At 70.9% G+C, this 19,400-nt stretch carries 18 protein-coding genes; 14 read left to right on the forward strand and 4 right to left on the reverse strand.

Annotated features, from left to right (window positions below):
• A partial coding sequence (locus QM626_RS04755) for a siderophore-interacting protein (protein WP_415074513.1) occupies nt 1-452 on the reverse strand: 452 nt, incomplete at its 3' end.
• Nucleotides 453-697: 245 nt separating this feature from the next.
• Here QM626_RS04755 and QM626_RS04760 point away from each other — a divergent pair.
• From QM626_RS04760 to QM626_RS04785, 6 genes are all read left to right on the forward strand, one after another.
• Entirely contained in the window at nt 698-1,627 is a 930-nt protein-coding gene (locus tag QM626_RS04760) for an amidohydrolase family protein (protein WP_415074515.1), read from the forward strand.
• Nucleotide 1,628: 1 nt separating this feature from the next.
• Complete coding sequence (locus QM626_RS04765) at nt 1,629-3,335, forward strand: thiamine pyrophosphate-binding protein (RefSeq protein WP_415074517.1); 1,707 nt, start codon at nt 1,629-1,631, stop codon at nt 3,333-3,335.
• Between the two features lie 62 nt (nt 3,336-3,397).
• The gene (locus QM626_RS04770) at nt 3,398-4,432 is read left to right on the forward strand and encodes an Ldh family oxidoreductase (RefSeq protein WP_415074519.1); all 1,035 of its coding nucleotides are present in this window, start codon (nt 3,398-3,400) and stop codon (nt 4,430-4,432) included.
• A gap of 1 nt (nt 4,433) precedes the next feature.
• On the forward strand, nt 4,434-4,859 hold the full coding sequence (locus QM626_RS04775; protein WP_415074521.1) for a cupin domain-containing protein: 426 nt from the start codon (nt 4,434-4,436) through the stop codon (nt 4,857-4,859).
• The gene (locus QM626_RS04780) at nt 4,852-6,375 is read left to right on the forward strand and encodes a carboxylesterase/lipase family protein (protein ID WP_415074523.1); all 1,524 of its coding nucleotides are present in this window, start codon (nt 4,852-4,854) and stop codon (nt 6,373-6,375) included. Before QM626_RS04775 ends, QM626_RS04780 begins: the two co-directional genes overlap by 8 nt.
• Nucleotides 6,376-6,414: 39 nt before the next feature.
• On the forward strand, nt 6,415-6,981 hold the full coding sequence (locus tag QM626_RS04785) for a carboxymuconolactone decarboxylase family protein (RefSeq protein ID WP_415074525.1): 567 nt from the start codon (nt 6,415-6,417) through the stop codon (nt 6,979-6,981).
• A 49-nt stretch (nt 6,982-7,030) separates the two neighbouring features.
• Here the strand turns inward: QM626_RS04785 and QM626_RS04790 are convergent, their stop codons facing one another.
• Nucleotides 7,031-8,368, reverse strand: a complete 1,338-nt coding sequence (locus QM626_RS04790) for an aminomethyl transferase family protein (protein WP_415074527.1) — start codon at nt 8,366-8,368, stop codon at nt 7,031-7,033.
• 164 nt (nt 8,369-8,532) lie between these two features.
• Here QM626_RS04790 and purU point away from each other — a divergent pair, with 164 nt between their 5' ends.
• From purU to QM626_RS04810, 4 genes are read left to right on the forward strand one after another with little or no spacing between them, the layout of a single operon-like run.
• Nucleotides 8,533-9,429, forward strand: coding sequence for a formyltetrahydrofolate deformylase (gene purU / locus QM626_RS04795; RefSeq protein ID WP_415074529.1), 897 nt, complete (start codon nt 8,533-8,535; stop codon nt 9,427-9,429).
• A gap of 42 nt (nt 9,430-9,471) precedes the next feature.
• Entirely contained in the window at nt 9,472-10,317 is an 846-nt protein-coding gene (locus QM626_RS04800) for a methylenetetrahydrofolate reductase (RefSeq protein ID WP_415074531.1), read from the forward strand.
• A gap of 25 nt (nt 10,318-10,342) precedes the next feature.
• Complete coding sequence (locus QM626_RS04805; RefSeq protein WP_415074533.1) at nt 10,343-11,692, forward strand: aminomethyl transferase family protein; 1,350 nt, start codon at nt 10,343-10,345, stop codon at nt 11,690-11,692.
• A 45-nt stretch (nt 11,693-11,737) separates the two neighbouring features.
• Nucleotides 11,738-13,024 (forward strand): ATP-binding protein, encoded by a 1,287-nt coding sequence (locus QM626_RS04810; RefSeq protein ID WP_415074535.1) that lies wholly within the window; start codon nt 11,738-11,740, stop codon nt 13,022-13,024.
• 1 nt (nt 13,025) lies between these two features.
• On the opposite strand, the gene QM626_RS04815 is transcribed toward QM626_RS04810, so the two are convergent.
• Together QM626_RS04815 and QM626_RS04820 are read right to left on the reverse strand one after the other, a co-directional pair.
• Nucleotides 13,026-13,466, reverse strand: a complete 441-nt coding sequence (locus QM626_RS04815) for a MarR family winged helix-turn-helix transcriptional regulator (protein WP_415074537.1) — start codon at nt 13,464-13,466, stop codon at nt 13,026-13,028.
• Nucleotides 13,463-13,963, reverse strand: a complete 501-nt coding sequence (locus QM626_RS04820) for a MarR family winged helix-turn-helix transcriptional regulator (protein ID WP_415074539.1) — start codon at nt 13,961-13,963, stop codon at nt 13,463-13,465. Before QM626_RS04820 ends, QM626_RS04815 begins: the two co-directional genes overlap by 4 nt.
• A gap of 134 nt (nt 13,964-14,097) precedes the next feature.
• Here QM626_RS04820 and QM626_RS04825 point away from each other — a divergent pair, with 134 nt between their 5' ends.
• The 4 genes from QM626_RS04825 (at nt 14,098) to QM626_RS04840 (ending at nt 19,291) form a co-directional block, all read left to right on the forward strand.
• Nucleotides 14,098-15,459: an aminomethyl transferase family protein gene (locus QM626_RS04825; protein WP_415074541.1), complete on the forward strand. Its 1,362-nt coding sequence runs from the start codon at nt 14,098-14,100 to the stop codon at nt 15,457-15,459.
• A 178-nt stretch (nt 15,460-15,637) separates the two neighbouring features.
• Nucleotides 15,638-17,158: a sugar ABC transporter ATP-binding protein gene (locus QM626_RS04830; protein WP_415074543.1), complete on the forward strand. Its 1,521-nt coding sequence runs from the start codon at nt 15,638-15,640 to the stop codon at nt 17,156-17,158.
• Complete coding sequence (locus QM626_RS04835) at nt 17,155-18,162, forward strand: ABC transporter permease (RefSeq protein ID WP_415074545.1); 1,008 nt, start codon at nt 17,155-17,157, stop codon at nt 18,160-18,162. The genes QM626_RS04830 and QM626_RS04835 overlap by 4 nt, the downstream gene beginning before the upstream one ends.
• A gap of 157 nt (nt 18,163-18,319) precedes the next feature.
• Nucleotides 18,320-19,291 (forward strand): sugar ABC transporter substrate-binding protein, encoded by a 972-nt coding sequence (locus QM626_RS04840; protein ID WP_415074547.1) that lies wholly within the window; start codon nt 18,320-18,322, stop codon nt 19,289-19,291.
• Nucleotides 19,292-19,400 lie beyond the last annotated feature (109 nt).

Here is a 19,400-nt window from a genome sequence, read left to right on the forward strand (position 1 = left end):
AGCACGCGGGGCGCGCGCTGGGGGGCGCTGCGCGACGTGCGCGGACCGACCAGCACGAGCTCGTCGCCGGGCACCGCGCCGGCGGCCCACAACGCCGCCGGCCCCGGGTCCTCGTGCTGCAGGATGTCGATGTCCACCGCGACCCGGCCGCCGGCCCGGCGCACGTGCAACGGCGTGAAATCGCGGGCGAACGCAGGTCTCTCGGCGGCGACGATCCCGTCCTCGCCGGGCCCGGCGGCCGCCGGCGCGACCAGCTCCCCGCTGTCCGGATGCGGGAAGTACACGCGGATGTGGTCCGCCGGACCGTCCGCGACGAGATCGTGGAGGTCGGGGCCGGTGACCGTCACCCGGACGAACGCCTCCGCCGGCGCATCGACGTCGACGACGAACGCCCGGCGTGCGGTGAACCGGTGGCGGGTGCTCGGCCGCTCGAACCGGACGGAGCTCGGCATCTCGGCATCCGTCATCGGGCCTCCTCGGGGTGCGGACGTGATCCCTCCCAGCACACCACCGCCGGGCGAGCGGCGGCGGCGAACCGGTGCAAGATCCGTTCAGCTAATGATGCGTTCGATCCGGTGGCACGCGGTACCGGGCCGGGATAGCGTCGCACCGACTGGAGCGTGAGCAGCCAGTGGGCGCTCGCCCAGCGCGTCGCAGCGACGGCGAGAGCTCCCCCTTGACTGAAAGAAGATTCCCCTTGTTCATCGTCGACTCTCAGATCCACCTCTGGAAGGAAGAGACCCCGGACCGCCCGTGGGTTCCCGGGGCTCGCGCGCGCATCCGCCTGAACGGTCACCGCGAGGAGGCGTTCCTCGCGGAGGAGGCCATCGGCCTCATGGACGACGCCGGCGTCAACCGCGCCCTCATCCTGCCGCCGTCCTGGGAGGGCGACCGCATCGACTACGCGCTCGAGGCCGCCGAGCAGTACGACGGCCGCTTCGGCATCATGGCCCGCGTGCCCCAGAACAAGCCCGAGGAGGGCGAGGAGCTGCTCCACTTCATCAAGGACAGCAAGCACATCAAGGGCGTGCGCCTCACGTTCCACCGTCCGCAGGACCGGAACTGGATGATCGACGGCACCAACGACTGGTACTGGCCGATCGCCGAGGAGCTCGGCATCCCGACGATGGTCCACGCCCCCATCTGGAAGGCCGAGCTGGGCAAGATCGCCGAGAAGCACCCGAACCTGAAGATCATCATCGACCACATGGGCATCATGGCCCGCTGCGTCGACGACGCGATCGGCTACTGGGTCGAGGAGACCGCCGACCTGCACGTGCACCCGAACATCTCGGTCAAGGTCTCGGCGCTGCCCGGGTACTCCACCGAGCCGTTCCCGAACTACAACATCGAGAAGTACGTGCGCGAGGTCGTCGACAAGATGGGTCCGGAGCGTGCACACTTCGGTACCGACATCACCCGTCTGCTCGGCCACGGCCTGACCTGGACCGACACGATCGAGCAGTTCACGAAGTACTACTCGTTCTCGCCGGAGGAGCTCGATCTGATCATGGGCAAGGGCATCTGCAAGGTGCTCGACTGGGAGATCCCGGCCGACGCCGACACCGCGTTCCCGACCAAGGCGGAGCGCGCCGGGGCCGAGCACGCTGAGGCGGAGCGCGCCTGACGTGACCGGGCCGAGGTACGACGGCGGTGAGCTGCTGATCGAGGCGTTCGACGATCTGGGCGTCGACGTCATCTTCTGCTCGTCGGGTTCGGAGTGGGCGCCCGCGTGGGAGGCGATCGCGCGCCGCCAGGCGGACGAGGTGCCCACGCCGCGGTACCTGGATCTGACGCACGAGACCGTAGCCGTGGCGATGGCGACCGGCTACGGTCTCGTGACCCGCCGCGTGCAGGCCGTGCTGCTGCACGCGACACCCGGCTTGCTGCAGGGGGCGATGGCGGTCCACGGCGCGCTGCTCGCGGGCGTGGGCATGGTCGTGACCTCGTCCGAGTCCACGACCTACGGCGACGGTCCCGGCCAGGACCCGGGCGGCCAGTGGTACCGCAACCTGTCGATCGTCGGCGGAACGCATCCGGTGGCCCAGCCGTGGACCAAGTGGTCCAGCCAGGCGGCCTCGGTCGCGACGCTGTACGAGTTCGTCAAGCGCGCCGGCGAGCTGGCGGGTCGCCCGCCCACCGGGCCGGTCTACCTGAACCTGCCGCTCGAGGTCCTCCTGGAGGACGCCGAGCGTCCCGCGAAGCCGAAGAAGGTCGTCGCCCGCGGACGCCGCGTGAGCGTGCCCGAGGACGTGGCCGCCGTCGCCGACATCCTGGCCGCCGCCCGGAACCCGGTGATCGTCACCGAGACGGCGGGTCGTGAGGCCGGCGGCTTCGAGGCGCTGACCGCGCTGGCCGAGGACCTCGGCATCGCCGTGGTCGAGCCCACCTCCACGGTGTGCGCGAACATCTCCAAGTCGAGCCCGGCCTACATCGGCAACGACGTGGACGCCGTGATGGACGAGGCGGACGTGATCCTCCTCGTCAACGCCCGCGCCCCCTTCTACCCGCCGAGCAAGCGCCCTGCGAAGGCGACCATGGTCGTCGTGGACGAGGTGCCGCAGCGTCCGCACATCGTCTACCAGGTGCTGAACGCCGATGTGTACCTCGAGGGAGCGCTGCCCGAGACGCTGGCAGCGCTCCGGGACGCCGCGCTCGAGCGCACCGACGCCGCCCTGATCGCCGAGCGCAAGGCGGCGGCCCGCGAGGCGCACGACGTGTTCACCGCGCAGACCGAGGCGCTCGAGCGGAAGGCGCTCGCGGTCGCCGGCAGGATCGACCCGATCGCGCTGTCGGTGAAGCTGCGGGACATCGTGCGCGCCGAGAACGCCACGGTCGTCGACGAGACGATCACGCACGGCCGGCTCGTGCAGCGCCACATCGGCTGGGAGCGCCCCGACGGGTTCTTCTACGTGCAGGGCGGGCTCGGCCAGGGCATCGCGGTGGCGCTGGGCGTCAAGCTCGCCGTGAAGGACGGATTCGTGCTGTTCACGATCGGTGACGGGGCGTTCCTGTACAACCCGATCGTGCAGTCGCTGCTGGCGGCCAAGGAGTTCGGGCTGCCGGTGCTGATCGTCATCTACAACAACAAGAAGTACCTGTCGATGAAGATGAACCACCTGCGGTTCTACCCGCAGGGCGCCGCGGTGACCACCGGCAACCACCTCGGCGTGGACCTGTCGGCGCAGCCCGCGCTCAGCGCGTTCGCCGCCCCGTTCGACATGTATCACGCCGAGGTCGACGACCCGGCCGAGCTGGACCGTGTGCTGGCCGAGGCGGTGGCCGCGGTCAAGGGAGGCGTCACCGCCGTGCTGAACGTCGCCGTCTCCCGCTAAGACCTGCCGGGGGTCCGATCGGATCCGATCGGGTCCCCGGCATCCAACATCGAAGGAGCATCATGCCCGTCACCGTTTCCGCCGACGCCTTCGAGGCCTTCGCCCGCGACATCTTCGTCGCGAAGGGGCTGTCCGCCGAGGACGCCACCGCTCTCGCCCACTCGTTCGTCTGGGCGAGCCTGCGCGGCGTCGACTCGCACGGCATCGCGCGCGTGCCCCGCTATGTCGAGATGTTCGAGAACGGCATCGCCAACCCGGCCGCGACCATCACCGTCGACGACACCCGGCCCGGCACGGCCGTGGTGGACGCCGACTTCGCGCCGGGGCCGATCGCGCTGACCCGCGCGGCGACCCTCGCCGTCGACAAGGCGCGCACGCAGGGCGTCGCTGTCGTCTCGGTGCGCAACACCGTGCACACCGGTGCCATCGGCTACTACGCCTCGCTCATCGCCGACGCCGGCCTGATCGGCATCGGCATCGCGGCCGGCTCCCCGATGATGTCCTACACCGGCGCGAAGGGCGCCTCGGTGGCCACCAGCCCGCTCGCCATCGGCGTCCCGGCCGGCGACGGCCGCCCCACCGTGCTGCTCGACATGGCCACCTCGCTGATCGCCATGGGCCGGATCGCCGACGCCAAGCGCAAGGGCGTCCCGCTTCCCGAGGGTGCGGCCACCACCGCCGACGGCATCCCGACCACCGACCCCGAGCTCGCGAAGATCCCCACGCCGCTGGGCGGCGCGAAGGGCTCGGGCTTGTCGCTCATGTTCGAGCTGCTCACCAGCGTCCTGGTGGCGGCGCCCATCCTCACGCCGTACCACGCCGGCACCAAGAAGCACCGCCAGAGCGCGACGCTCATCGTCATCGACCCCGCCGCGTTCGGCGACGTGGACGAGTTCGTCGCCAACGTCGACGCCACGGTCGACACGATCCACGGCCTGCCCACGGCCGACGGCGTCGATGAGATCTTCGTGCCGGGCGAGCGCAGCTCGGCGGCCGCCGCGAAGCGCGCGGAGTCCGGCATCCCGGTCGGCGACAAGCTCTGGACCGAGCTGGTCGAGCTGGCGAGCGCTCTCGACGTGACGGTCCCGGAGGTCTGAGATGGCGACCATCATCAAGTTCGACGAGATCGAGGTGCTCGACCGCGGCGGCGCCGTGAAGACCTGGCCGCTGATCACCGGCGAGACCAGCGGCCACACGAACGACCTCGCCACCGGCATCAGCATCTATCCCGTCGGCTCCGGCGCGCCGCTGCACTCGCACAACTGCGACGAGCAGGTGCTGATCCTCGAGGGCGAGGGCTTCGTCGAGGTGCACGAGGCCGACGGCGTCATCCGAGAGCAGTTGAAGAAGGACGACACCGCCTACGTCAAGAAGGACGTGTTCCACCGATACCAGAACACCGGCGACGTGCCGATGCGGATCCTCTGGATCTACCCCTCCGGCTACGTGACTCGCACGTTCGCCGACACCGGCAAGACGGTCGAGCACCTGACCGCAGAGGACGCCATGGGCGGGCGTGACTGATCTCGCCGGCGGTCCGTGCGTGCGCACCGAGGCCGGAGAGGTGCAAGGCGTCGACAGCGGCGTCGCCGCCGTCACGGTGTTCCGCGGCATCCCGTACGCCGCCGACACGTCGGGGGCACACCGCTGGCGTCCGCCGCGGCCGCCGCAGCCGTGGGCGGGCGTGCGGGTCGCCGACACGTTCGGCCCCGTCTGCACGCAGAACCAGCAGTCCGACCCGGTGGAGATGGGCGAGGACTGCCTGCGCGTCAACGTCTGGACGCCCGACCCGTCGCCGGACGCGGCACTGCCGGTGCTCGTCTGGATCCACGGCGGGCGGTTCATCTGGGGTGCCGGCAGCGAGGCCTCGTTCGACGGGGCGGCGCTGGCCGCCACGGGGATCGTGGTGGTCACGGTCAACTACCGCCTCGGGGTCTTCGGCTTCCTCGCGACGCCCGCGCTCAGCGCCGAGTCCGGCCACGCGGCATCCGGCAACTACGGCCTGATGGACCAGCGCGCCGCCCTGAGATGGGTGAACCGCAACATCGCCGGGTTCGGCGGCGACCCGGCGAAGGTCACGATCGCCGGGCAGTCGGCCGGCGCGGCGAGCGTCATGGCGCACGTGTACGCGCCCGAGGCGGCGGGCCTGTTCCGCGGTGCGATCGCCGAGAGCGGGGCGCTGCATCCGGGCGATCCCGGGCTGGCCTACCTCGCCGCGGCCTACCGCCGGCTGCCGGACGCCGAGGCGGAGGGCCTGCGCTACCTGGCCGAGCACGGGGCTGCCACGATCGACGAGCTGCGTGCGCTGCCGGCGGAGGAGCTGCTGCGCGGCAACGACGCCGACGAGGAGGGTGCCGGCTTCCCCCGCCCGCCGCTGTTCCGGCCCGTGCTGGACGGCTGGATCTTCCCGCGGAGCTACTCCGAGGCGCTCCGCGCCGGCGACGCCAACGATGTCGCGGTGATGACCGGGAGCAATCTCGACGAGGACGGCGCGTCGCCGCGGCCCCGGATCACGCTCGCCGAGTTCACGCAGCGGGCCGTGCGCGACTACGGCGAGCTCGCATCGGAGTTCCTGACCCTGTACCCCGCCTCCGACGACGCCGAGGCCGCCGCCATGTCCAATGCGGCGGCCCGCGACCACTCCCGCGTCTCGACCCACCTGTGGTCGACGCTGTGGCGCGCGCATGCCCGGCGCCCCGCCTACACCTACTTCTGGACGCACGCTGCGCCCGGGCCGGACGCCGAGGTGCGCGGCGCGTTCCACGGCTCGGAGATCTGGTACTTCCTGAACAGCCTCGGGCGGACTCCGCGGCCCTGGACCCTGGCGGACCGCCGCATCGCGGCGACCGTGAGCGACTACGTCGTGCGCTTCGTGAAGACCGGCGACCCCAACGGCGCCGACGCCCCGCGGTGGGAGCCGGTCGGGGACGAGCCGGTCACGATGGAGCTGGGCGACGCCTTCGCACCGCTGCCGGTGGCCACCTCGGAGCGATACGACTTCCACCGCCGCGTGCTCGACGCACGTCGGCCGCGCCGCTGACGGGCGGAGGCACCGTGGACCGCGACAGAAGGAGGGGCGATGCGACTCGACGTCATCGACGAAGCCGACATGACCGACAGGCAGCGCGAGCTCGCCGCGCGGATCACCGCCCGTCGCGGCGCCGTGCGCGGACCGTACCGGGTCTGGCTGCGCAGCCCCGAGCTGTGCGAGCGCGTCGAGGCGCTGGGCGCCTTCGTGCGCTTCGAGTCGTCGCTGCCCGAGCACCTGCGCCTGCTGACGCTGCTGATCGCCGGTCGCGAGTTCGATGCGCAGTACTCCTGGAACGCGCACGTCGGCCAGGCTCGGGATGCCGGCATCCCGCCGGAGGTGATCGACGCGATCGCCCGCCACGAGCGCCCCGAGTTCGCCGCGGACGCCGACCAGGTGTTCTACGACTTCAGCGTTCAGCTGCTGCGGGAGCACTTCGTCCCCGACGAGCTGTTCGCCCGCGCGAGCGCGCACTTCACCCCGGAGCAGCTGGTCGACACGATCGGCTCGCTCGGCAACTACACGATGCTCTCGCTCTGCCTGAACGCCTTCGAGGTCGACCTGCAGCCCGGGGTGGAGCCGCCGTTCCCCGACGTCCGCGGCTACGCCAAAGCCTGATCCCCCGCCCCCGGCTCCCGCCCCCGCGGAAGGGCGAGAGGGGCGAGGATCAGTCGGCGCGGTAGCCGGTGCGGGCGAACGCGTTGTAGGGGACGGGCTGCACCGTCGCGCGGATGCGGGGGAACGCGTCCGTCGCGTCGGCGGGGGCGCCGTGGCCCGGGTGGTCGCCCCATACGACCTCCACCCATGAACCGGGCGCGGCCACGGACCGGTCGACGAGGGCCAGGGCGAGCACCTTGCCCTCGGGCACGATGCGCGCCGACTGGAACGCGGTGCCGACCAGCTCGCCGTCGACTTCGAGACGCTGCCGCCCGTAGTCGTTCACGTAGAGGTCGGCGGGACCGATCGCGGCGAGGGCGTCCGCCTCGTCGAACTCCAGGGTCACCTTGACGCGGCGCACGGTGTCCTTCGCCGCCGCGAGCGCGTCGCGGCCGATGAAGTCGTGCGCGAACGACAGCGACCGGCCGTAGCCGAGCTCCCACGGCGACGTGTAGTAGTCGGCGATGTCGTCGCTGTAGAAGCTGCCGTAGAGCGGGTTCTGCCCCTCGTAGGTGAACAGGCCGAGCTTCCGCCGGTAGTCCGCGAGAGTCGGATCGGTGTAGATCGCCGGCGTCGGCGTGGAGATCCAGCCGCTCTCGATGCCGTTGGTCGCGTAGGCGAGGGCGCCGACGTGCACGATCCCGGATGCCGCGCCTGCCACGAGCAGCGCCTCCTTCACGGCGTCGTGGTCGGCGTGCTGGCCGATGAACTCGTAGCCGGGCTGGCCCGCCATGCCGTGACGCAGCGCGCGGAACCGTGCGCCGGCGAGCTCCACCGGGACGGAGTGGAAGAACTTCACCTCGGGCAGCGGGCCGCCGAACGCGCGCTGGACGACCTCGAGCGCCGCCGGACCCTGCACCTGCAGCCGGAACAGGCGCGGCTGCTCGTTCGGACGGTAGTCCATGGCCGGGTCGGTCTGGATGTCGACGTCGTACCCGCCGGTCTCGGCGTGGTAGGCGACCCAGTTCTGTGCGGCAGGCACCCCGGACAGCACGTATGCGTCTTGTCTCTCGCGCAGCAGGATGCCGTCGGTGATGATGTTGCCGTCGGCTCCGACCGGCACGAACTGCTTGGCCTGGCCGTCGGCGAACGCCGAGATGTTGTTCGCGGAGACGTCGCCGAGCAGCCGGGCGGCGTCGGCCCCGCGGATGAACGTGTCGGACATGTGATATGACAGGTCGCTCAGCGCGACGCCGCTGCGCCAGGCATCCTGCTCGGCCGCCCATGACACGTACTCGTCCGCCACGACCGGCGGCTTCCACGGGTCGGCTCCCGGCTTCCACAGCAGCTGGATGGCGGATCCCGCCTGATCGATCCCCTGCTGCAGGCTGACGAACTCCCAGGCCATGCGCGGCTCCTTCGCCCTCATGACGTCGACATCCCCGTCGACGAATCAGTTGTATGAAGAATAGTAAGACGCCTGAAACCATTCCGCCAGCGCGCGGGGCGGGGCTTGCCTTTCTTGAGGCGACTGCTACTATTTCAGTCACCTGAAAGCAAAGGAGCGGACGGATGACCATCGTGGCCCCGCGCACCCCCAATCTCGCGTTGAAGCTTCCCGCCGACGAGGCGGCGCTGCTGGTGCAGGGCGAGGACGGCCAGGGACTGGTCCGCGCGATCTCCGCGGTGCTGGCGGACCACGATGCGAACATCGTCGCGCTCGACCAGTACAGCGACGACCCGACCGGCGGCCACTTCTTCCAGCGCACGATCTTCACGCTCGACGAGCCCGCCGCGGTGTTCCCCGCACTCGAGGCGGAGCTGGCTGTCGCGCTCGACCCGCTCGGGCTCGCCTGGCGGCTGGTGGATCGCGGCATCCCCAAGCGCGTCGCGATCCTGGCCTCGACGAGCGATCACTGCCTGCTCGATCTGCTGTGGCGGCAGCGTCGGGGCGAGATCCCGATGACGGTGCCGATGGTCATCTCCAACCATGGCGACGTCGCCGAAGACGTGCGCTCGTTCGGCATCCCCTTCTTCCACGTGCCCTCCGCCGGTCCCGACAAGTCGGCGGCCGAGGAGCGGATCCTCGAGCTGGTCCAGGGCAACGTCGACCTGGTCGTGCTCGCGCGCTACATGCAGATCATCTCGGCCGACTTCCTGCACAGGGTCGGGGTGCCGGTCATCAACATCCATCACTCCTTCCTGCCCGCCTTCATCGGCGCCGGCCCTTACCGCAAGGCGAAGGAGCGCGGGGTCAAGCTGATCGGCGCGACCGCCCACTACGTCACCGAAGAGCTGGACGAGGGCCCGATCATCGAGCAGGACGTCGCCCGCGTCACCCACGCCGACACCGCCGCCGACATGCAGCGCAAGGGCGCGTACGTCGAGCGCGAGGTGCTCTCGCGCGCGGTGCTGGCGCACTGCGAGGACCGCGTGATGCGCAACGGCCGCGAGACCGTCGTGTTCTGACCGACCGACATATATAAGGACATATATAAGAAGGACGATTCGATGACGAATACCCCCGAGGTGCAGCGCCTGCTGGCCGATTTCTCGCTGGAGATGACCGGCAAGGATGTGGAGGATCTGCGCACCGCGACCCCTCTCATCCCCGCCGGCACCCGGATCAACGTGACCTTCCTCGGCAATGAGGACCTGCCGATGCGCGTCGCCGCCTCGAAGGCCGTGCTCGAGGGCGGCTTCGTCCCGGTGCCGCACATCTCGGCGCGTCGCCTGCACGGGCAGGACGAGCTGACCGAGTACCTCGGCGCCCTGCAGCAGATCGGCGCGAGCCGCAGCGTGTTCACGGTCGGCGGCGACCCGGCCGAGCCCGAAGGGCCATACCCGGACTCCGAGACGGTGATCCGCTCCGGCCTGCTGCCGGAGTACGGCGTCGAGGACGTCAGCATCGCGGGGTACCCGGAGGGACATCCGGACATCGCCGACGACGTGCTGTGGACCGCGCTGGCGGGCAAGGCCGCCTCCCTCGCCGAGCAGGGGCTGCCCGGCACGATCCTCACCCAGTTCGCGTTCGACGACGAGGCCGTGCTCCGCTGGATCGAGCAGGTGCGCGACCGTGGCATCGACCTTCCCATCCGCGTCGGCGTGCCGGGGCCGGCCGGCGTCAAGCGGCTGCTGGGCTTCGCCCGCCGCTTCGGCATCGGCGCCAACGCGATGATCGTGAAGAAGTACGGCTTCTCCCTCACGAACCTCATCGGCACCGCCGGGCCCGACAGGCTCATCACCGCGCTGGCCGCCGGCTACGACCCGGCCCGCCACGGCGAGGTGCACCTGCACTTCTACACGTTCGGCGGGCTGACGGCCACGTCCGAGTGGATCCAGAAGTTCTCCCGCTGACCCCCGAGCCCGAAAGAAGGACGCCATGACCACCCCGCCTCCCGGACAGAGCCTGCAAGACGCCATCGACGCGGCAGGATCGCCCATCGACCTGCTGTGGAAGCCCGGCCAGGCGCCGTGGGCCGTGCCCGTCGTCGAGCCCGAATACGTCGGGTGGGCCGCCGAGCAGGACGCCTGGCGCTCCGGCGTCGCGCTCAGCGACCTGTCGTTCCACATGTCCGACACGTTCCTCACCGGCCCGGACGCGACGCGGCTGCTGAGCGAGGTCAGCGCGAACAACTACGAGAGCTTCGCCATCGGACAGGCCAAGCAGTTCGTCCCGGTCGCCGCCGACGGGAACATCATCGTCGACGGCATCCTGCTGCGCGACGCGCCCGACGCGTACGTGCTCACCGGCGTCCCGGCATCCCAGAACTGGGTGAAGTACCACGCCGAGAAGGGCGGATACGACGTCGAGTACACGACCAACGCCGACTCATCGGTGCGCAAGGACGGCGACCCCGCGCTGTTCCGGTTCCAGATCCAGGGTCCGCAGGCTCTCGAGCTGGTGGCGAGCGCGTTCGGCGGCCCGCTGCCGGAGACCAAGTTCTTCCACTCCACGATGGTCCGGCTGGCCGGACGGCCGGTGCGGGCGCTGCGTCACGGCATGGCCGGGCAAGCGGGCTACGAGTTCATCGGCGACTACGCCGACTACGACGCCGTCAAGGACGCCCTGCTCGCCGCCGGCGCGCCCCTCGGGCTCGTGCACGTCGGAGGCCTCGCCTACTTCACCAACGGCGTCGAGAGCGGCTGGATCCCCACCCCGACCCCCGCGATCTACACCGACCCGTCCCTCGCGGACTACCGCCGCTCGCTCAGCCGGTTCAGCTATGAGGGCATGAAACCCCTGAACGGCAGCTTCTTCTCGCGCGACATCGCCGACTACTACGTGTCGCCCTGGGAGCTCGGCTACGGCCGGTCCGTCTCGCTGAGCCACGACTTCATCGGACGCGACGCCCTCGCCGCCGCGAAGGACGCCGTGCGCCGCACCAAGGTCACCCTCGAGCTCGACCGCGACGACGCCCGTCGCGTGTTCGGCGACGACGACGGCTACGTCAACTCCTACGGCCGGCACCGCATCGAGCACGACGGCCGGCTGGTCGGCATGACGTTCTACAGCTCGACGATCGCGCCGCTCGGCCGCCGCCTCTCGCTGTCGCTCGTGGACACCGAGTTCGCCGTCGCGGGCACCGAGGTCGAGGTCGTCTGGGGCGAGCATCCCGGCGCCGGCACCGCGCCCGACGCCGACCTGGGCCTCCCGCGCATGCGCGCCCTCGTGCAGCCCGCCCCCTACAACGAGTACGCCCGCACGGCCTATCGTTCCCACATGGCCTGATCCTGCCGGTGGTCGGCGGGAGCCGTCGACCACCGAGGGGGACCGATGAGCCGCAGCTACCGCACCGTGCACATCCGCGACTTCCACGACGACGACCTCGACGGGATCGTCGTGCTCTGGGAGGCCGTGCACAACGCCGTCATCCGCCCGGTCTACTCGCTGGCCGAGGTGATCGCCTCCTGCCAGGAGGACCACGCCGTCGTCGCCGTCGACGGCGACCAGGTCGTCGGCGCGGCCGTCGGCCGTGCCGCGCACGCGCAGGGCTGGGTGGTCTTCTTCGGCGTCTCGGCCGCCGACGCCGACGGCCAGATCGCGGCGGACCTGCTCGACGCGCTGGAACGGCGGATGGCCCCCCTCGGCCTGGCCAAGCTCTCCGTGCTGGTCGCCGAGCACGACGGGCGGGTCGCGGCGCTCGCCGGCAACGGCTTCGGGATGCGCCACACCCTGCGCTATCTGGAGCGGCCGATGCCGGTCCAGCGGCGGGAGCTCGACGTGCTCGGCGACGTCGGCGGCCGCATCCTGCCCCGTCACCTGTGGGAGGCCGTGGCGGGCATGTCCGCCGAGAAGCGGCTGCTCGAGGAGCGGCTGGTCACCCCGCTGGCCCATCCCGAGCTGGCGGAGCGGTTCGGCGTGATGCCCCCGCGGGCGGTCATGCTGTTCGGGCCGCCCGGCACCGGCAAGACCACCTTCGCGAAGGCGGTCGCCTCGCGGCTGGGCTGGCCGTTCGTGGAGCTGTTCCCCTCGCGCCTGGGCGACACGGCCGGCGGCATGGCCGCGGCGCTGCGCGCCACGTTCGAGCGCATCGGCTCGCTCGAGCACGCGGTCGTGTTCATCGACGAGGTGGAGGAGATCGCCTCGCGTCGCCGCGGCGACCCGCCGTCGCCGACGCAGGGTGTCACCAACGAGCTGCTCAAGCTCGTGGCCGACTTCCGCGACGGATCGGGACGCCTGCTGATCTGCGCGACGAACTTCGTGCGTGCGCTGGATGCCGCCTTCCTCCGCCACGGCCGGTTCGACTACGTCATCCCGATCGGTCTGCCCGACGCCGCGGCGCGGGCGGCGATCTGGGGCCGCTACGTGCCGGCATCCGTCGACATCGACCTCGCCGACCTCGTCGATCGCAGCGACGGACTCACCCCGGCCGACATCGAGTACGCGGCGCGCCGTGCCTCGCAGGAGGCGCTGGCCCGTGCGCTGCGCACGGACGGCGGCGACGCCGAGCCGCTGGGGCTGGCCGACTACGTCGACGCGCTCGCCGCCACGCGGGCGACCGTGTCCGACGAGTCGGCGCGCGACTTCCTCGCCGACATCGAGGCCTACGGCCGGCTGTGAGTCAGTCGGGGATGAGGGCAGCGGTCGCGCGGTACGCCGCCGCCCGGTCGTCCGCGCGCAGCAGCGCGTCCACGTCGGCGCCGACGGCGCCCACCCGGTGACGGCCGTCCGCGGCGATCGCGCGACCGGCCTCGGTCACCTCGTGCAGCACGACGCGGCGGTGGGTGGGATGCGGCGCGCGCACGGTCCAGCCGAGCTCTTCGAGCTGAGCCAGGGCGGCGGTCGTGCTCTGCGGGGTGAGGCTCAGCAGCCGGGCCAGATCTGATGCCGACAGCGGGCCGAGGCCGTCGAGGTGGACGAGGATGCCCACGTGGGTGATGGTGGCGCCGATGCCCTCGAGCGCGGCGGTCACGGCGCGGCTGAGCAGCTGATCGGCCTTCCAGAGCCGGAACACCGGGCCGGACAGCCAGTCGGAGACCGCGGGGGAGACGGTCTCGCTCATGCGCCGGACCCTCGGGAGCCGGTCGGCACCGGCCACATCGTGCCGGCGGGTCGCGCGTCGCCGAAGCGCTCGACGATCGCGCCGAGCGTCGCGTCGAAGCTCTCGGCGTCGGCGCCGACGGCGGCCACGACCCGGTCGTTGACCTCCGCGACGCGCCGCCTGCCCTCGTCGATGCCGGCGAGGCCCGCGGGCGTGAGCTCGTACCAGATGACCCGGCGATGCACGGGGTGGGGCAGCCGGCTCACCCAGCCGAGGGACTCCAGGCGGTTCAGGGCGGTCGTCACGCTCTGCGGCGTGAGCCCGAACAGCCGTGCGAGATCGGATGCCGACAGATGGCCGAGCTCGTCGAGGTGCACGGCGATGCCGAGCTGCGTCACGGTCACCCCGAGGCCGGCGATGGCGTCGACCACCTGCCGGTGCACGGCCTGGTTGGCGCGCCAGATCCGATACGGCAGCCCTTCGAGCCACTGCGACGGCGTGTCCTGCTCCGATGCCATCACGCCCTGCCTTTCTCTCCGAGTCATTATGACTGATTTCAAACATCTCCGATATCGACAAACATCCCAAATGAATGGCATAGTTACAGATATCTGAGATTGCCGCACGATGGCGGCGGGAAAGGACGGCGACGATGCCCACCCTCGAAGACGAGATCCGCGCCGCGGGCGGCGCGCTGCAGCTGCTGCGCAGCGGGCGCAGCGGTGCCTACGCGTTCCCGGTCAAGCCGGAGTTCACCAACTGGCGCGATGAGCAGGAGTCGTGGCGCACCACGGCGGCGCTCATGGACCTGTCGCTGCACATGCCCGACCTGGTGGTCAGCGGACCGGACACCTTCGCGCTGCTCGCGCACGTCGGTGCGAACAGCTTCCGCAACTTCGGTCCGATGAAGGCCAAGCAGCTCGTGGCCGTCTCGCCCGACGGCTACATGATCGGCGACGCCATCCTGTTCTGCCTCGGCGAGGACCTCGTGCGCATCGTCGGCCGGCCGCCGGCACTGAACTGGGTGCAGTTCCATGCCGAGACCGGCGGCTGGGACGTCGAGGTGCGCAAGGACGAGCGCAGCGTCGTGAACCCGACCAGGACCCGGGAGCTGTACCGCCTGCAGCTGCAGGGGCCGACCGCGGGCGAGATCTTCGAGAAGGTCAACGGCGGTCCGATGCCGGAGATCCCCTTCTTCCACATGGGCAGGTTCCGGATCGGCGCGTACGAGACGACAGCGCTCAACCACCGGATGTCCGGTTTCCCCGGCCTGGAGTTCTTCGGCCCGTACGAGCAGCTCGAGGGCGTGCGCGACACGCTGCTCGAGGCCGGCGCCGAGTTCGGCATCACGCAGATCGGGGGCCGCGCCTACGCGTCGGTGGCGACCGAGTCGGGCTGGGTCGCCAACACCCTGCCCGCGATCTACACGCATCCCGAGCTGCAGCCCTACCGCGAGTGGGCAGCCGCCCGGTCGTTCGAGGGCAGCCTGGCCCTCGGCGGCAGCTTCGTGTCGGACACCGTCGAGGACTACTACGTCACGCCCTGGGACATCGGCTACACGCACATCGCGAAGTTCGACCACGACTTCATCGGCCGCGAGGGGCTGGAGGCGCGGCAGGGCGAGCCCCACCGCCGGAAGGCCTGGATCGAGTGGGACCGCGACGACGTCGCCCGCATCTACGCCTCGATGTACAACCAGGGCGACGAGCGCTTCAAGTACCTCGACACCCCGATGGCCACCTACACCGCGACCCAGTTCGACCGCGTCGAGAAGGACGGCGTGCACGTGGGCAACATGAACCTGTCGGTGTACTCGGCCAACACCCGCAGCTTCATCTCGCTCGGCTCGCTCGACGATGCAGCGGCCGTCGGCGACGACGTCGTGCTCACCTGGGGGGACGCCGACGGCGGCGCCAGCAGTCCCTTCATCGAGCGCCACGTGCAGACGCCGGTGCGGGCACGGGTGATCGACCGCCCGTTCACCGAGACGACGCAGGGCTCCGGCCACCGCTGAGCAGTGCCGGGGCGGGTGTACGAGCCTGCACGATTACATTGCCGATCGAACGATTACATGATGCTGAGCTGGCACTTAGTCTCAATGTGCCCGACCGGGGTCCCACGTCCCGTCTCGGTGGTCGATACCAGAGTGCCGTACCCGACGGCACGACGAGCACGATGGAGTGATCAATCGCATGGTGGACATCGCGCAGGCCGCACCCGCGGCGGTCGAGCCGGTCCTCGTCGTCTCGAAGGCCTCGAAGTCCTTCGGCGGCGCGCCGGCGCTGCGCGACGTCGACTTCAGCCTCCGTCCCGGCGAGGTCCACGCGCTGATCGGCCTCAACGGTGCCGGCAAGTCCACGCTCGTGAGCATGCTCTACGGGGCCTTCCGTCCCGACTCGGGCACGATCACCGTCGACGGGGTCGAGCACGGCGGCCTGAGCCCGCGTGCGGCGAAGGACCTCGGCATCGCGTTCGTGCCGCAGCGTCGCGAGATCGTCCCCGGCCTCTCCGTCGCGGAGAACATCATGCTCGGCGAGGTGCCGACCCGCGGCGTCGTCGTCGACTGGAAGGGCATCCGCCGCGACGCGGAGGCCGCGCTGGCCGCGCTCGACCTCCCGATCGACGTCACCCAGCCCGCCGGCGGCCTGACCACGGCCGAGCAGGTGATGATCGAGATCGCCCGCGCCAGCCGCCGGGGCGGCCGCATCCTGATCCTCGACGAGCCCACCGCGGCGATCGGCGGACAGCAGGCCGAGGACGTGCGCGCGCTCGTCAAGCGCCTGCGCGCCCAGGGCAAGAGCGTCATCTACATCTCGCATCACCTGGAGGAGATCGTGGACCTCGCCGACCGGGTCACGGTCATGCGCGACGGCCGCAACCGGCTGGTGATGGAGCATGACGAGATCGAGACCTCGGCGCTCGTGCGGGCGATGGTCGGCGACGTCGTGGTCTCCGAACGCCCCGAGAACCGGTCCGCGCCGGGTGCGTCCGCGCTCAGGCTCTCCGGCGTCACCGTCGGACACCGGCTCGTCGGGCTCGACCTCGAGGTGCGCGCGGGCGAGGTCCTCGGCGTCCTGGGGCCGGCCGGCGACGGCCAGGCGCAGCTGTTCCCGCTGCTGGCGGGCCTGATGAAGCCGGACGCGGGCACGCTCGACGTCTTCGGCACGCGCGTCCGGTTCGGCCGGGTGCGGGCCGCGCTGCGCAGCGGACTGCGGGCGGTCCCCGGCGCGCGCCTGCGGTTCGGGGTCGTCGGCGGCCTCACCATCAACGAGAACATCACGATGTCCTCCGACCGCGAGGACCGGCGGCTGTGGATGTTCTGGGCCGCGATGGCGCGCCGCGCCGCGGTGCTCCGCGCCCGCTTCGGCGTGGTGAGCATCGCCGCCAACCCGCCGGTGCGGGCGCTGTCCGGCGGCAACCAGCAGAAGGTGCTGCTGGCCAAGTGGCTGGCCAGGCGGCCCCGGCTCGTCTTCCTGGAGGAGCCGACCAACGGCGTGGACATCCGCGCGAAGGCGGACATCCACGCGATCGTCGACGAGCTCGTCGAGGAGGGCACGGCGGTGCTCGTCGCGTCCAGCGACGTGCACGAGGTCCTCCGTCTCGCCGACCGCGTCATCGTCATCAGCGCGGGCCGCGTCGTCGCGGAACGCGACATCGAGTCCACCAATCGCGACGAGCTCGTCGCCCTCACCGTCGGGGAGACCCTCTCGTGACCGACCTCAAACCCACCGACAGCACGTTCGCCATCGCGGCGCAGCGGCAGCCCAGCGTCTGGACCCGCGTCCGGCGCTCGCAGTGGATGAACCACGCCGGGCTGTTCATCGTGGTGCTGCTGGTGTTCGCGGCCACCGCGTTCGGATCCGACGCCTTCCTGAAGCCCACGACCCTCGCCAACACCGCCGAGCAGGTGAGCTGGCTGGCCGTCATCGCCGCCGGCCTCACGCTGCTGATGACCGCGGGCGGCGTCGACTTCTCGCTGGGCGGCATCGCCGGCGTCGGATCCGCCATCCTCGGGCAGCTCATCTCCGGCGGGACGGACCCGGTCCTCGCGGTCGTGATCATGCTCGTCGTCGCGACCCTGATCGGCGCCCTCAACGGCGTCATCGTCACCTTCATCGGCGTCGAGCCGTTCGTCGTGACGCTGGCCACGGCCACCATCCTCGCCGGCGCGCAGGTCGCCGTGCTCGGCGGCGGTCGCTCCGCGAAGACCGGCGACACGTTCACGTGGCTCCACAACGGCGACCTGTTCGGCATGCCGTACCTGGTCATCCTGGCGATCATCGTCATGCTGATCATCGGCCTGATGATGCGGTACACGGTCTTCGGCCGCAACGTCTTCGCGATCGGCGGCAATGAGGAGGTCGCCAAGCTCAGCGGCATCCCGATCAGCCGCGTGAAGATGCTGCTCTACACGCTCAACGGCCTGCTCGCCGGCATCGCCGGCATCATGCTGCTGGCCAACGTCGGCACCGCCAGCACCAGCCTCGGCGGCCTCAACCTCGAGCTGCAGGCGGTGGCGGCGGTCGTCATCGGCGGCACCGCCCTCGCCGGCGGCTACGGCACCATGATCGGCACGGTCCTCGGCGTCATGCTGCTGGGCCTCGTCGGCAAGGCGCTCGGTCTGCTGAGCGTGGACTCCTCCTTCCAGCAAGTCTCCGTCGGCGCGGTCCTGCTGATCGCGGCGATCGTCGGTCACCTCCAGAAGCGCCGGAGGTGACCTCGCACAAGCCTGGTGACACACCACCAGGACGACGGCTCGGGGGCTGTCGTTCACAGCAACAAGCGCCGCGATCCGGCGTGACCCGGAAAGATCCGACACGAAGTGGCGTCGGGGACCGGGCCGGGCGGATGCGGCATCCAAGAGAGGAACGCACATGCGTGCATTTGTGAAGCCCGCGATGGCCCTGTCCGCCGTCGCGATCGCGGCCGTCGCCCTGGCCGGCTGTTCCGGCAGCGGCAGCTCCGGCAGCTCCGACTCCGGCGGCGGCCTGACCATCGGATTCATCAACGGTTCGACCGACGACTTCGGCGTCTGCCTCCAGAACGGCGTCCAGGAGACGGCGGACGCCGCCGGCGACACGGTCAAGGTGTTGAACTCGAACCACGACGCGGCCGAGGAGGTCTCCAACGTCCAGGACATGATCGACCAGGGCGTCGACGTCATCATCCTGCAGTCGATCGACTCCGACTCGCTCGGCACCGCCGTCACCGACGCCGCCGACGCGGGCATCCCGCTGTTCATCACCTCCTCGGTGCCGGACGACCCGAGCGCCGTGCTCGGGGTGGCCACCAGCGACATCGCCGGCATCGGCGCCGACGCGGGCGGCTTCGTCGCCGACGACGCAGCCGGGGCGGCCGTGACGGTCGGCATCGTCGCCGGTGCTCCGGGCTACTACAGCGACACCGAGGTCGGCGGATTCACCGGCGCGCTGCCGTCGACGGCGACGGTCGTCTCGACGCAGCCGAACTACACATTCGACCAGGCCGGCGCGCAGTCCGCCGCGGCGACCATCCTGCAGACCAACCCCGACGTGGACTACATCTTCGCCCTCACCGAGGTGATGGCGGCCGGCGTGGCCACCGCCGTCGCCGACGCCGGCTCGGACGCCAAGATCGTCACCGTCAACGGCACCGACGACGGCCTGGCCGCGGTCGAGGACGGCACCTACGCCGCGACCGTCTCCAACTCGGCCTACGAGCTGGGCCAGATCGCGGTCACCAACTCGATCGCGCTGCTGGCCGACCCCAGCGACTCCAGCATCGACCACATCGCGACCGTGCCCTACCTGCTGATCACCAAGGACAACATCGCGGACGCCACGCCGTACTGCAGCGCCGCCAGCTGATCCGCCCCGACGGCGCCGCGACCGACGAGGTCGCGGCGCCGTCGTCGTCCGTCGTGGTCGGTCAGGCCTCCGCGCCCGGTGCGGAGGCCGTCGGCGCGCGCCCCGCGCC

The sequence above is a fragment of the Microbacterium sp. genome (assembly GCF_047606385.1).
Taxonomy (GTDB): domain Bacteria; phylum Actinomycetota; class Actinomycetes; order Actinomycetales; family Microbacteriaceae; genus Microbacterium.

Coding starts and splice junctions, on each gene's coding strand:
- QM626_RS04770 (WP_415074519.1), top strand. CDS start 3,398: ATGCCCGTCACCGTTTCCGCCGACGCCTTCGAGGCCTTCGCCCGCGAC.
- QM626_RS04775 (WP_415074521.1), top strand. CDS start 4,434: ATGGCGACCATCATCAAGTTCGACGAGATCGAGGTGCTCGACCGCGGC.
- QM626_RS04785 (WP_415074525.1), top strand. CDS start 6,415: ATGCGACTCGACGTCATCGACGAAGCCGACATGACCGACAGGCAGCGC.
- QM626_RS04790 (WP_415074527.1), bottom strand. CDS start 8,368: ATGGCCTGGGAGTTCGTCAGCCTGCAGCAGGGGATCGATCAGGCGGGA.
- purU (WP_415074529.1), top strand. CDS start 8,533: ATGACCATCGTGGCCCCGCGCACCCCCAATCTCGCGTTGAAGCTTCCC.
- QM626_RS04800 (WP_415074531.1), top strand. CDS start 9,472: ATGACGAATACCCCCGAGGTGCAGCGCCTGCTGGCCGATTTCTCGCTG.
- QM626_RS04805 (WP_415074533.1), top strand. CDS start 10,343: ATGACCACCCCGCCTCCCGGACAGAGCCTGCAAGACGCCATCGACGCG.
- QM626_RS04810 (WP_415074535.1), top strand. CDS start 11,738: ATGAGCCGCAGCTACCGCACCGTGCACATCCGCGACTTCCACGACGAC.
- QM626_RS04815 (WP_415074537.1), bottom strand. CDS start 13,466: ATGAGCGAGACCGTCTCCCCCGCGGTCTCCGACTGGCTGTCCGGCCCG.
- QM626_RS04820 (WP_415074539.1), bottom strand. CDS start 13,963: ATGGCATCGGAGCAGGACACGCCGTCGCAGTGGCTCGAAGGGCTGCCG.
- QM626_RS04825 (WP_415074541.1), top strand. CDS start 14,098: ATGCCCACCCTCGAAGACGAGATCCGCGCCGCGGGCGGCGCGCTGCAG.
- QM626_RS04830 (WP_415074543.1), top strand. CDS start 15,638: ATGGTGGACATCGCGCAGGCCGCACCCGCGGCGGTCGAGCCGGTCCTC.
- QM626_RS04840 (WP_415074547.1), top strand. CDS start 18,320: ATGCGTGCATTTGTGAAGCCCGCGATGGCCCTGTCCGCCGTCGCGATC.